The 12,402-nt window shown below is 50.1% G+C and carries 12 protein-coding genes; 7 read left to right on the forward strand and 5 right to left on the reverse strand.

What is annotated here, in order from left to right; genetic code table 11:
* Positions 1-171: 171 nt before the first annotated feature.
* Positions 172-660, reverse strand: coding sequence for a ribosomal protein S18-alanine N-acetyltransferase (gene rimI / locus ACTVJH_RS10175; RefSeq protein WP_455990017.1), 489 nt, complete (start codon positions 658-660; stop codon positions 172-174).
* Positions 661-864: 204 nt separating this feature from the next.
* Between rimI and ACTVJH_RS10180 the strand changes: the two genes are divergently transcribed.
* A complete protein-coding gene (locus ACTVJH_RS10180; RefSeq protein ID WP_455990136.1) occupies positions 865-1,269 on the forward strand; it encodes an NUDIX domain-containing protein in 405 nt (134 codons plus the stop codon).
* A gap of 76 nt (positions 1,270-1,345) precedes the next feature.
* Here the strand turns inward: ACTVJH_RS10180 and mreB are convergent, their stop codons facing one another.
* Both mreB and ACTVJH_RS10190 read right to left on the reverse strand, forming a co-directional pair.
* Positions 1,346-2,371: a rod shape-determining protein MreB gene (gene mreB / locus ACTVJH_RS10185; protein ID WP_455990019.1), complete on the reverse strand. Its 1,026-nt coding sequence runs from the start codon at positions 2,369-2,371 to the stop codon at positions 1,346-1,348.
* A 364-nt stretch (positions 2,372-2,735) separates the two neighbouring features.
* Positions 2,736-3,716: a GAF domain-containing protein gene (locus ACTVJH_RS10190; RefSeq protein WP_455990021.1), complete on the reverse strand. Its 981-nt coding sequence runs from the start codon at positions 3,714-3,716 to the stop codon at positions 2,736-2,738.
* A gap of 295 nt (positions 3,717-4,011) precedes the next feature.
* On the opposite strand from ACTVJH_RS10190, the gene ACTVJH_RS10195 reads away from it, so the two are divergent.
* From ACTVJH_RS10195 to ACTVJH_RS10210, 4 genes are all read left to right on the forward strand, one after another.
* Entirely contained in the window at positions 4,012-5,730 is a 1,719-nt protein-coding gene (locus tag ACTVJH_RS10195) for a hypothetical protein (protein WP_455990023.1), read from the forward strand.
* 95 nt (positions 5,731-5,825) lie between these two features.
* Positions 5,826-6,920, forward strand: coding sequence for a glycine cleavage system aminomethyltransferase GcvT (gene gcvT / locus ACTVJH_RS10200; RefSeq protein ID WP_455990025.1), 1,095 nt, complete (start codon positions 5,826-5,828; stop codon positions 6,918-6,920).
* Positions 6,921-7,202: 282 nt separating this feature from the next.
* Positions 7,203-7,943 (forward strand): 16S rRNA (uracil(1498)-N(3))-methyltransferase, encoded by a 741-nt coding sequence (locus tag ACTVJH_RS10205; protein ID WP_455990027.1) that lies wholly within the window; start codon positions 7,203-7,205, stop codon positions 7,941-7,943.
* A gap of 28 nt (positions 7,944-7,971) precedes the next feature.
* Positions 7,972-8,907 (forward strand): hypothetical protein, encoded by a 936-nt coding sequence (locus ACTVJH_RS10210; protein WP_455990029.1) that lies wholly within the window; start codon positions 7,972-7,974, stop codon positions 8,905-8,907.
* Positions 8,908-8,988: 81 nt separating this feature from the next.
* Here ACTVJH_RS10210 and ACTVJH_RS10215 read toward each other — a convergent pair whose 3' ends face one another.
* Positions 8,989-9,630, reverse strand: a complete 642-nt coding sequence (locus tag ACTVJH_RS10215; RefSeq protein ID WP_455990031.1) for an OmpA family protein — start codon at positions 9,628-9,630, stop codon at positions 8,989-8,991.
* Between the two features lie 118 nt (positions 9,631-9,748).
* Complete coding sequence (locus ACTVJH_RS10220; RefSeq protein ID WP_455990033.1) at positions 9,749-10,123, reverse strand: molybdenum cofactor biosynthesis protein MoaE; 375 nt, start codon at positions 10,121-10,123, stop codon at positions 9,749-9,751.
* A gap of 678 nt (positions 10,124-10,801) precedes the next feature.
* On the opposite strand from ACTVJH_RS10220, the gene ACTVJH_RS10225 reads away from it, so the two are divergent.
* Both ACTVJH_RS10225 and ACTVJH_RS10230 read left to right on the forward strand, forming a co-directional pair.
* Positions 10,802-11,077: a PxxKW family cysteine-rich protein gene (locus ACTVJH_RS10225; protein ID WP_455990035.1), complete on the forward strand. Its 276-nt coding sequence runs from the start codon at positions 10,802-10,804 to the stop codon at positions 11,075-11,077.
* A 104-nt stretch (positions 11,078-11,181) separates the two neighbouring features.
* Positions 11,182-12,402, forward strand: coding sequence for a M20 family metallo-hydrolase (locus ACTVJH_RS10230; protein ID WP_455990037.1), 1,221 nt, complete (start codon positions 11,182-11,184; stop codon positions 12,400-12,402).

Below are 12,402 nucleotides of genomic sequence, written 5' to 3' on the forward strand. Positions count from 1 at the left end.
AGTCTCATTCAAGCAGCAAAAGCTAAAGCCCGTGGATACCGTTCAACTCGTAATCTCATCACCATGATTTACCTCCTCGGGGGCAAGCTCGAATTTCCCCCTACCCACACGAAATAGCGAGGAGCCAGAATATTCAAAAAAATGCTCCCAAAAAGATGTATCATACGCTTGTCATGTCCTGGTTGGAGCCCACGCCATCACAAGGGCATCCTCCCCGGTAGGAGGATAATATCTTTTGCGCTCACCAACGACCATGAATCCGTTTTTTTCATACAGCCGCCGGGCGATCTGATTCGATTTCCGGACCTCAAGCACAATCCGCTGCACCCCCTGATCCTCTGCCAGGTGCAGCAAATCATCAAGAAGACGTTGACCCCATCCACACCGCCGCCGGTCCTCACGGACCGCAAGATTGACTATTTCAATTTCATCAATCAAAATAAAATAGGTAAGATAGGCGATGATCGTATTGTGACGCACAATTCCCCAGGCATGAAAGTGATCCTGCCCCAGGCAGAGCTCGAATTCACGCGATGTCCACGGACTGGGAAAACAGGCCGCTTCCAATTCCACAAGTTCAGGGATATGAGAACACGTCAAAATCCGTGCATGACAAGGCATACAATCATCAACGGCCTGCACATCAAAGCGATCCGACACCAGGCAATCTCCTTCAAACGATCACGTTTTACCGCTGCTGTTGGTCCCAGCCAACGCCCGAGCTGAATCGAGTCTATGTCTTTCCTATTATCTCATTCAAAAGAAACAAAAAGCCGGCAGATAGTTGAAATCGTCGACTCGAACAATCGTCCTCTGGGAGCGATGCCTCTGGACGAGGCACGCCGACAAAACCTCTTCCATCGCATGGTCCTGGTTTCGATGTATGACCAAAACGGCAAGTTGTACCTCGTCAAAAAGAAGGGTGATAAACGGTCGCCCCACTACCGTTGGGACATCAGTCTGAAAACCTTTCTCCGTCCCGGGGAAAGTACAATGGATGGGGCCTACAGGGAGATTGATGGATGTATGGGCATGAAAGTGGGAAAATTACGATTTGTCGGCACATTGGCGCCATTGACACCACAACGTGTTTTTGTCTCTCTCTACAGACTGGACAATTGTGATACCGCATTTTTGAACGTACCCGGCGACGATGTCATCCTGGTTGACCACGACGAGTTAGCAGGACTTGTCACCCATTGCCCCGAACTTCTCACGGACTGGGTGATATCCCTATGGGAGCAGAGACGACTTTTTACTGTCTTCTAATCGTAACCCAGCCACACAAAACATTTTTCAACGGAGCCAGGAGATGTCCGCACCGTCTGGTCCAAAGGCTGAGGCGTTAATTGATATACACCTTGCTGTAGGTCCGCTCCTCAGCCATGGCCAGGCCGGTACCCCGGCATACCGTGGTCAAGGGATCTTCGTCCACAATCACTCGAATATGGGTATGCTCCATAATCAATTCATCGAGTCCCCTTAAAAGAGCCCCTCCACCCGCCAGTAGCAGACCATTATTGGCGATATCGGAGACAAGCTCGGGAGGCGTTTTTTCAAGCGCCCTTTTGACGGCCATAAGAATAGCGTTGACAGGCTCTTTGATGGCCGCTCGGACATGCGTATCCGTGAGGATCACCGATCCGGGTGTGCCATCCACGATGTTTTTGCCCGAAATCCTGTACTGCAGAGGTTCTTTCAGGGGGTAGGCAGAGCCAAGATGAATCTTCGTGGCCTCGGCCATATTCTCACCGATAAGAAGTTGATGTTCGTCCTGGAGATAGCGCTGCACAGCTTCATTCATTTCATCGCCCGCAATACGAACCGATTCGGAATATGCCACGGCTGAAAGTGAAATAACTGCCACCTCCGTAGTTCCACCGCCGATATCCACCACCATATTGCCCAAAGGCTCTTCAATGGGCAGTCCGGCACCGATCGCCGCGGCCATGGGTTCCTCAACCAGCTTGACATCTCTGGCCCCTGCCTGTTGTGCGGATTCAATGACCGCCCTTTTTTCAACCTGGGTAATCCCAGTGGGCACACAAATGACCATCTTGGGTTTGACCAGATTCATACCCGTGATAACCTTATGGACGAAATAGGCTATCATCGATCGGGTGACTTCAAAATCCGCAATGACCCCATCCTTGAGTGGACGAACAGCTCTGATTCTTTCGGGAGTCCGTCCCAGATAATCCTTGGCCTCCTTGCCCACTGCGAGCACGGCATCTGTCCGGCTATCCAGGGCAACCACGGATGGTTCATTCAAAACAATACCATCTTTGGGGGTATACATGAGGGTATTGGCAGTACCCAGATCCATCGCCAGATTCTTTCCCATGAATCCGAAAAAACGGCTCAAAAACATGTTTTGGCTCTCTTTGTTATTTGGATGACATCCTTGGAGGAACAACCATCCCATTACGAACGCATCACTCAATGTATGAAACAAGGTTGATCGTGATCAGCCTTCATGCAGGACAAAAAAACAGAGGTAACCATTCAGATGCGTTGCAGGTAACTTTCGTATTATGACTTGAAGAAATTCAAGGGAGTTCAGATATGCTGCGTGGACCGAATGCACGTCTTCAATTGCTTGGCCTTCTTCAATCCTGCAATTTCTTGCTTGGCACCCACTTCGACATGGAATGTATGTCTTTTGATGCAGCCTTCTTATGACATGAAAAGATATCAGTCAGATCAGGTGGTTGCCCCATGAGAGCTCCCGCACCCTATTCCTGACTTTTCAACTCCATGCGCTGTTGCTGGAGACGATTTTTAAGATAAAGGTTCTCCAAAAACAAGGCCAAATAATCGGCTATGGTCACGGCAAAACGCTTCAACGTACCATCAATGTCTCGGCCATTTTCATCGGCCAGCACCAATACCCCACGGGTTCTCTTGTGAACAACGAGTGGAAGACAGATCACTGATTTCATTTGCGGGCCAAGATCCTTGCCAAACAAAGAGACTCCCTCGGAAGACGTCCTGGCATCCTCCGTAAAGACAGGCTGATGATGCTTGAACGTCCACCCTACCACACCGCTGCCGATCTTGAATTTTTCTTCCATATGGTTGCAGTCTACAAATCCCCGTTCATTCCACCCTTCCAAAAAATATCCCTTGCCCCATTCATCTCTCACCGCCAAAAAACAATAAGGAAAAGAAGAGCTTTGAGACAGGAGAACCAAAAAATGCTTTAAAAAGGATGACCATCGAGGAAATTTCTCCCGGAGTTCAGGAAGAATTTGCATATATTTGAACAGACACGATTCCTTCTCGGAAAAACCCTGCTCACGCCCATCCCCGGTGATCATGGCGATCAGACTGGAAAATTGCCCTAAAATCTTTTGATCCTTTTCTCCAAAGGAATGGGTGGTCTTGCTGTCGACACATAATGCGCCCCCAAGATGGGGGATGGGGCACCCCATGAACGCCTTGATGTTTTTTTCTTCACCTCGCAGATAATATCCAAGAAAACTTTTCGTCTGATCAAAATGGCGGACCAAAAGGGGTTTTTTATTACGGATGATCCAGCCGACAATCCCCTGGCCAGGGGTAATCCTGGTATTGACCGCAATATTGTCACCAAGACTGAACCAGGATCCAAGTTCAAAGTCTTCCTCACGGGGAAGAAAGATGGCAACCGAATAGGCGTCAAAGATATTGCCTACAATCTGGGTAAGATTTTCGAGACTCGTATCACACTTCATTGTCATAGCACCAAAAAAATACTGCTTATTCTATTGAAATACAGGGACACATGCACGAACCCTGCAGACATGTTCTTGAAGGAACGCAGCCGGTACAACCGATACCATGGATACCCTGCCAAAGATGAGGCTGTCCGAACAAAAACTGATCAATATGACATGATCCGATCACCAAGGAAGGTTTACCAGCAAAAAAGAGGGATAAGAGGTTTTTTACGAATCTGTCAATTTCATTTTCCTGTTGAAAGCTTTTGTCTTTATTGCTATTTGTCTCCCTTAACATGGAGACAAATACATGTCAGGCAAATCAAGAACGCCCTGGAAATCATTTTTCAACGAGGTTCCCAAACCGACGTTACACAAGTGCGGGAGCACCCATCTCGACTCCATCGAGAGTCTGAAGACATTTCTTGATTTGGTCCAAGCCAAATATTGCCTTATCCGCCCCTTTTTTCAGCATCGCAAATACCCATTGGTCGAACCCAGAGAGCTTTTGCCGTCCTTTGAGTCTGACCTGTTTGAATATCCCGACCTGCCCGGATTTTCCATGGTCGCCTTCGACCGTCCTCTTTCCTATTTCAATGAGATCTTCCAGTTCGATATCCTGCATTCTCTGGCAGACGAACCCGATTTCATCAAGGGTGAAACCTGTCCGCTTGAACTATCCATCCACTCAAAGAATGTCCAAGTTTTTTTAGATCGCCTCCCCAAAAGATTTCACGAAAATTTCAAAAAATTCACTACCAGCAAAGATCTGACGTCCCTGGATCATTATGGCGAACTGCTTTCCTTCCTTTTTAAAATGGACAGGGGACACGTCATGGCCCTGGATGCAGAGTATCAGTACTATCTTTCTGGCATTTTTGCGTCATTTCCTTCTGATATCGATGCGGAGCTCAAGCGTTTTGGTTTGCGGATCGGGAAGTTTTCGCCAAACAACAATAAAAAATATGAACAAAACAGAGATTTCGTGTATCAATTTCTGATGGAACTCTATGGATTCCCCGTGGTATCCGAAAGGAGGACCTCGGCGGCTCTTTTTGCACGGCGTCTGTTCAAATCCGGAGAGCATTTTCTCATCCGCGTATTGGGCCAGTCTGATCGAACCATAACCACCTACTATCCCCACTCGGACAACAAAGGGTATCCCCGGGTCGAAAAACTGGCCCTTGTGGACATCTCGCAGCAGCATAAGGACGTTGTCGAGTTTTTACGGGACCACGGATATCTCATCCATCCCCAGAGAAAAGCCATCATCCTGCGAGTCACGTATATCCAGCACAAATATGGTCGTGACAACGTCCGACAGGACCGGGCGCTGTCCGTCCTCAAACAGGAGATCATCCATCCACGCACGGGCATGTGCTGCACGTCCCGCAATATCATCAAGGATTCGTATGCAATGACCCTGCAGCTCAACGATATCGTACGCGGGGAGTTCAAAGGCAAAATCAAATACAAGAGACACGATGTTGTCGAAAACACGGACTCGCATACCAACCGCCTCAAATTCCTTTATGCCTGGCTCAACAAACATCAACGCAGGATCATCGGTTATTCTGATGAATTCTATGCCAACGTGACCAAGGTACTCGATCAGTATCTGCTCGCCCCGAACAACAATGAAATTTTTGCAGACAATCGAGAATTATATCATGAGGTCATGGCTACCTACAGCTATATCCAACAGGCACGAAAGGTCCAGCATCTTGAAAATCTCCACCACAGAAATTATCAGGGTAAAAAAATTACCTACCAGGAAATGATCAAAAAGATGGTAGAGACTCTGGCGGTCTTGAAATTCGAGATTGTCCAGTATTTCGACCCCCTCGTCGTCAAGGCCATAGCCATAGGCGAAGCCACTATCAACGATCGATATCTTCTCAAAAAATATATCGAACCAAAAGAAGAGAGTCTGAGTTTATATGGCTCGACGATCCGCAAACTCTATGGGCGTCTGGTGTCCCAACTCGACGAACTCAAGGCCATACGCAAGACCCGAATGGATACCTAGGAAAAGGGCCTCTACCCTACCCTGCACGCGGTTACATCAAACCTGACAGCATCAACAGCCGGTACACACTTCCGGCGACAAAGGAGACATCAACCATGCAACAGGATACAACAAAACTTCTGACGACCCCTTTGACCAAGTGGCACAGCAACAACGGCGGCAAACTGGTTCCCTTTGCCGGATGGGAAATGCCGGTTCAGTATACCGGCATATTGAGTGAACACAACCATACCCGATCCAAAAGCTCGCTTTTCGATATTTGCCACATGGGAGAATTTTTTCTCTCAGGCCCCCAGGCGGCAACGGCCCTTGGCAAAATTGTCACCCACAACCTCAAGACCTTGGCACCTGGCCAATGCAGGTACGGATTCATCCTCAATCAGCTTGGGGGTATTCTCGATGATTTGATTGTCTACCGTTTGGCAGAGAATGATTTCATGATCGTGGTCAATGGAGCATGCATCGACAGTGACTTTGACTGGTTCACTTCGCATCTTCCCGAAAACCTCATTTTTGAAAACCGTTCGCAACGTACAGGCAAAATCGATCTCCAGGGCCCCTTGTCCATGGAGGTTCTCGCATCAATCAGTCCTGGCCCATGGAAGGACCTCGGATATTTTCGTTTTACCAGGGCCACCCTCGAAAATACATCCATTCTGATCAGCAGAACCGGGTACACCGGGGAACTCGGCTATGAATTATACATGGATGCGGACAAGACCCTCGAAATTTGGGAACGTTTCATCGACCACCCGGATGTTGAACCGGCAGGACTGGGAGCCAGAGATACCCTCCGACTGGAGATCGGTCTTCCTCTCTATGGCCAGGACCTGGATGCCAAACATACTCCAGTCGAGGCGGGATACGGCTTTTTCCTCAAATCCGAAGCCGAATATATCGGCAAGGACTATCAGGACACGGTCTCCGAGAAACTCATTCCTTTGACCATTCCAGGCCGCCGCGCCGCCCGCCATGGCGATGAGGTCTTTCTTCCCGACGGCACATTGGTGGGCAGAGTCACCAGTGGTTCTTTTGCCCCTTCCCTGGGAACAAGCATTGCTCTTGCCTATATCAAGGCCGAACACGCCGACACCAATGACCAGTTTGAAATCCGGGGCAGATCCACTCTCACGGCTCAAAAAACCACCACACCGTTCTATACCAAAGGAACCGCGCGAATAAAACTCTAATGCGGGCAACCGCAGTTTTAGGTTTTAAGTTTTAAGTCTTAAGTTCAAGCGGTTATAAAATTTTCATGTTTTTTATGGCAGAGTTTCACGAGTAAGGTACTGTGCAACTGGAACAACTCGCGCGGACAGGGGCTGGGGGAGGTACGAGGATCACATCCTGCCCAACGGTTCTCTCACCACGGATTCGCGTGACAATCGGCCAGGAGTGTAGCCCCTTTTTGAGTCTCATTGTGCAGGGATGTTTTTCCTTGTTCCACGACAACCTGAGGGTCTGAACAGCTTATGTCCCGAACAAATCGTTTCTTTCTCCCCGCTGACAGATGGTCGGCCCCATTCATTCTCGAAGGAAGCGAGGCGCATCATCTGATCACGGTTCTTCGAACCGAGCCAGACGAACACATTGTCCTTTTTGACGGCCAGGGAAAAGAAGGACGTTTTCGAGTCCTTTCCACTGCCAAAAAAAAAATCATTCTCGAACAGGAAGGCATCCGCGAGCATAAAAAGCCTGACTGCCGATTGTGGATTGCTCCGGGATGGAACAGGGCGACACGACGGGGGTGGTTTTTGGAAAAGGCCGTGGAATTGGGGGCCTGGGGGATAGCCTTCTGGCAGGCCGCCTTTTCCCAAGGAAAGACCCCAAAAGAACCCAAGGATACCTGGCGAAATCAATGCATCGCGGCTGCCAAACAATGTGGAAATCCCTGGTTGCCCCAGGTGATGACCTACCACCAGGGGTTGGGACAACTCCTTGAAGCGACTGATCACTTTCAGGATCGGATTTTTCTGTGGGAAGATCCTGATTGTCCAAGGATTCTCAACCCAGACGATATTGCCGGCCAGGGAGACGTGCTGGTCGTCCTGGGTCCGGAGGGTGGTTTTTCCGATCAAGAATCAGCCCTTTTGCAACAGACACATTGTGTTCCTTTCTCACTCGGCAAGCGTATCCTTCGCTGGGAGACGGCAGCCGTACTCTGCCTGGGGATACATTTCTGGAACGACCAGATTCTCAAACGGGATCAGTAGTAATCCGTAACCATGGGAGCAGGGAGTCATGTATTGCAAACAATGTGGATTTCATTCGTTCGACCACTTGCAGAGTTGTCCCAAATGTGGGCAGAATTGGGAAACAACCCGAAAGATCCTCGGCCTGCAATGGATTGAAGAACCCCAAGAAAACTGGCTTGCCCTCCCGGAAAAAACAGAAAACGATTCTGACCGTTTGGTGACAGTCATCCCACAACCATTTGAATCCACCGCTTTTACGGGAGCTGAGGACGACTTTGTACTTGAAGAGGAATGGGAATTATCTTCGGAAGCAGAACTCGGCGAGGCGTCCCTGGCTGAAGAAACTTTCGTGTTCGATGAGGACGCGCAGGATCCGGCAGCGGAAGAAACAATCCCACACAAAGGGGCAAACACAGCGATCGCATCAGAACGACCAGCAACATCTCAAGAAAACAGAACAAAAGAACAGCCCGGGTTACCTGACGACGACCTGCTGGTACCCGGGCTGGAGGAAATGCTCAAGGAAAAACATGTGGGTCCTGTAGACAGTGAAACTCCCGAAACAGGACCCAGCCCACAAGACAGTCAGGAGCCTCTTTGCGTCTCTTTGGAAGAAGATACGCCTTGTGCCAAGGCAGAAAGTGAAAAATCGCAAGGATCATCTCTTCCGGATAATGATGATAAATCGTCCGAGGATCTGATCCTCCACTCGGAAGATCTTGAGGTTCCCGGTCTCGACGAAAAAATCAGGGCCTCCGGCCAGCCAGAAGCTCCGACTCCAAAAACCGGAACACAAGAAACTCGGGTACACGACACCGACGAGGAGGTTCTGGAAATATTCTTCGAGGAACCAGCAAACAAAACCTCTTTTCCCTCTGAATCCAGACAGTCTGCATCTTCCCATTTGGACCACCAGGAGATCGACCTCGAGGAACTCGATATATCCCTGGATGAAAAAAACGGCTCATCGAACACGCCCTAGCAGGGAGAAAGTACTGTGTGGAATGATTGTATGACGCGACACTAGCATCAAAATACGACGCGTTCACCAGCGTTTCCCTATCTACCAGGCCATCTTCTTTCCAGGCTGGGTCTGCTCCTGGCCATAGGTCGAGTCCAAACCCTCTTTCTCAAATCCAAGGGTGCTGATACTGATTTCCACGCGCCTGTTCTTCTGCTTGCTGGCGGGACCGGCATTCTCGACCAAAGGAACCCCTTCTCCAAACCCCATGACTTCCAGAAAATTGGGGGCAATCTGCTCATTGGTCGTCAACCACTCAGCAACCCTTTCAGCACGGCGCAGGCTCAAATCGAGATTAAAGCCTGCATCACCATCAGAGTCTGTATGGCCGGCAATGCGAATTGTCTTGTCCAGAAGCAGAGGATCCCGCAGGGCTGCCCCAAGCTCGTGCAAAAGCGGCTTTGCAGACGGACGAAGCACATCACTTCCTGTGTCGAACTCGATACGCATCCGGACTGAGGGGGCTGTTGCATCAACATCGACAGTGACCGTTTCGCTCGCCCCTGTACCAGGACGAACTCGCAGCGCCCTGACCGTTCCAGAGGGCTGAAGCCCCCGTGACGACATTCTGGAACCACCGGTCAGCCCTTCTAGAATCGACTCTCTATCAGCGGCGAAAAAACCCTCGCCAGCCCAAGCGGGGAACGCCATGACAAAACAGAATAACAGACAGGCACATCTCATGCTGCCTCCTTGCTGCTTGCTGCTTGTGACAGTGCAGAAAAATATCATTCCTGGAAATAAACGAAACAGCGTATACACCACCCTGAAACAGATCCAAGAAGACCAACGAGGCCGAAAGCTAATCAAAAAACTCCTGCTTTTTCTTGGCCCCGACCTCTTCAAGTCGACTGAGGGTCTTTTCCAGGCAGGCAAAGACATTGTCGCGGATATCGCCGGCAACAACCAAGAGCATGACGGGATCACCGATTTTGAGAACCTTGCCACCGTTAAAGGCCAATTTGATATCCACGATCCCTGGATCGTCCAGCCCCTGCTCGATGACCGCCTTGCACTTGGCCTCATCCACATCGACCCGAAAACCGGTCACCTGACGACCATTTCTCGAAAGCCGCCGTACATATCCTGAATGGGACAAAACCATGCCCACATCTTCAGAACGTGGGTGCTGCCGGATTTCTTCGATCATTTTCGTCAAATCTGTTGTCAAATCCATTGTCGACTCCTTATGGGTAGGGGTAACATGCAACCAAGACCTGTTTGAAGTGTGAAATTACCTAAAAAGATTGGTCGTAGCCTGATGCAATGGTCCTGGAAAAAATATCCTTCGGTTTCCAAATCGTTGTCTCTCAAACCGGGTTTGGTTGAAAGGAAAAATACTCACAAAACGGTTCCAACTGCTGGCCATATCTGAGGCGGATGCTCTCCAGGGATCTGGACAACCAGAAGAACATGATATGTATAGGCAGATCTTGCATATATGACAACTCTGTTTTTACGCACCCGAGTAAGCATTCAAGAGCGATCGGTGGTTCACATCCTCTCCTTCCCAAATACTGTCGGTCCCACGGGATCCTGGCAACGGGCAAGACGGATCTGTGGAGAACGGAGGTACCCAACAAACTCATTTTTAAGAGTATATGAATGATGTCCGGCAGAGTTGGTCATCAAGAGCGATCAGATTGCTGCCGACTACAGGATTGAAGGGATGAGGATCAGATTGGTACCGGAGTTTCACTTTCTTCTTGACAAAACCCGGTAGGCAAAAATAGTTTGCTCGATTTCGGTCGCAGCACACAAACAATGTTCGCCTTGGGGACATCTACAAAGACTGGCCGCACCCCGAGGCCCAACGTGCGGCATATATTTTCGCAAGAATCAGGAGGAATTTCCCATGGCAAGCAATTATTTCGAAGGCGCTGTCAAGACAGAAGAAGGACTGCAATTCAAAGGCGTTATCCTGGAACCCATTGATGAAAAATGTAATGGGTGTGACCGCATCGCCGAATTCGAGGGTGAAAAATACTGCATGAGCTACCCGCAGCCATCCAAGAAATGGGCTCACGGAGCCTGTAATTTCGCGACCCACGTCAAGGCCAGCGTCGACAAGGCCGGCAAGGTCAAGATCAACCCGTTGAAGGCCTCGAAACGGGCAGCCCGTAACAGATAGCCTCACAAGCAAATCCGGCAGGTTGACCCTGCCGGATTTTTCATTACCGGACGTATCCGACCCCTTTCTTCATGCCTTCAATCATACATAATTGAGGTCAGACCATGCTTAAACCCGTTATCGATCATCTTGAAAAGACCGCCGACCTCGTGGTGTCCCTGCAACGCGATCTCGTTGCCATACCTGCCCTGGGCCCCATGAGTGGTGGTCAGGGAGAAAAAAACAAAGCGGCGTATCTTCTTACCTATCTCGGGCAGATTGGAATCCAGGATGTGCTTGAGATCAAGATCCCGGACAATCGGGTCGATTGCGGGTACCGACCGAACATCGTGGCCAGAATTCCCGGACACGACACATCACGAACTCTGTGGATCATGAGTCATACGGACGTGGTTCCCGTAGGCGACGAGTCCCTGTGGAAAACCCCTCCCTTTGAACTCCACCAGGATGGCGATCTCCTCTTCGGTCGGGGCGTGGAGGACAACCACCAGGGTCTGGTCTCTTCCCTCCTGCTGGCCAAGACACTCATGGACAACGCCATCACTCCGGCGATCAACCTGGGTCTGGCGTTCGTGGCCGATGAGGAAACCGGCAGCAAATACGGTCTGGATGCATTGCTGCGCGAACACGAAGACCTGTTCTCCCCAAACGATCTGTTCCTCATTCCGGACGGAGGGGCCCCCCATTCGGATAAAATCGAAATCGCGGAAAAAAGTCAGCTCTGGGTCAAGGCAACCGTAACGGGCAAACAATGCCACGCCTCCAGGCCCCAGCTCGGGGTAAACAGCTTGCGCGGGGTTGCCGCCCTGATTCTGAAAATGGACCGGCTCCATGACATCTTTCCCCTTAAGAACCCCATTTTTGTTCCCCCTATCTCCACCTTCGCCCCGACCAAGAAAGACGCCAACGTAGAAAACATCAATACCATTCCCGGACGGGACGTGGTCTATATCGATTCACGCATTTTACCCCAGATCCCTGTCGATGACGTCATCGAGGCCATGAAACGTCTCGGAGACGAAGTGGCTGCAGAATATTCGGTCACCATCGATTTCGAGGTCATCCAACGGGAAGATGCCGCCCCGGTCACCGATCCTGAAAGTGAGATCGTCACCAGGCTCAAAAAGGCCATCCAACAGATCTATCATGTCGAGGCAAAACCTCAGGGAATTGGCGGGGGAACCGTGGCCGCCTTTCTGCGCCGCAAGGGATATGATGCCGTTGTCTGGAGCACACTGGAAGATTATGCGCACCAGCCCAATGAACAATCCTCCATAACCAATACCATCAAAGACGCACAGGTCATGGCCTGTCTTCTCCTCTAG

The organism is Desulfoplanes sp. PS50 (assembly GCF_053851535.1).

What these genes read in the sequence shown, in the direction of transcription:
- ACTVJH_RS10205 (WP_455990027.1), top strand. Translation starts at nt 7,203, where the DNA reads ATGTCCCGAACAAATCGTTTCTTTCTCCCCGCTGACAGATGGTCGGCC.
- ACTVJH_RS10230 (WP_455990037.1), top strand. Translation starts at nt 11,182, where the DNA reads ATGCTTAAACCCGTTATCGATCATCTTGAAAAGACCGCCGACCTCGTG.
- ACTVJH_RS10220 (WP_455990033.1), bottom strand. Translation starts at nt 10,123, where the DNA reads ATGGATTTGACAACAGATTTGACGAAAATGATCGAAGAAATCCGGCAG.
- gcvT (WP_455990025.1), top strand. Translation starts at nt 5,826, where the DNA reads ATGCAACAGGATACAACAAAACTTCTGACGACCCCTTTGACCAAGTGG.
- ACTVJH_RS10190 (WP_455990021.1), bottom strand. Translation starts at nt 3,716, where the DNA reads ATGAAGTGTGATACGAGTCTCGAAAATCTTACCCAGATTGTAGGCAAT.
- ACTVJH_RS10225 (WP_455990035.1), top strand. Translation starts at nt 10,802, where the DNA reads ATGGCAAGCAATTATTTCGAAGGCGCTGTCAAGACAGAAGAAGGACTG.
- ACTVJH_RS10180 (WP_455990136.1), top strand. Translation starts at nt 865, where the DNA reads ATGGTCCTGGTTTCGATGTATGACCAAAACGGCAAGTTGTACCTCGTC.
- mreB (WP_455990019.1), bottom strand. Translation starts at nt 2,371, where the DNA reads ATGTTTTTGAGCCGTTTTTTCGGATTCATGGGAAAGAATCTGGCGATG.
- ACTVJH_RS10210 (WP_455990029.1), top strand. Translation starts at nt 7,972, where the DNA reads ATGTATTGCAAACAATGTGGATTTCATTCGTTCGACCACTTGCAGAGT.
- ACTVJH_RS10215 (WP_455990031.1), bottom strand. Translation starts at nt 9,630, where the DNA reads ATGAGATGTGCCTGTCTGTTATTCTGTTTTGTCATGGCGTTCCCCGCT.
- ACTVJH_RS10195 (WP_455990023.1), top strand. Translation starts at nt 4,012, where the DNA reads ATGTCAGGCAAATCAAGAACGCCCTGGAAATCATTTTTCAACGAGGTT.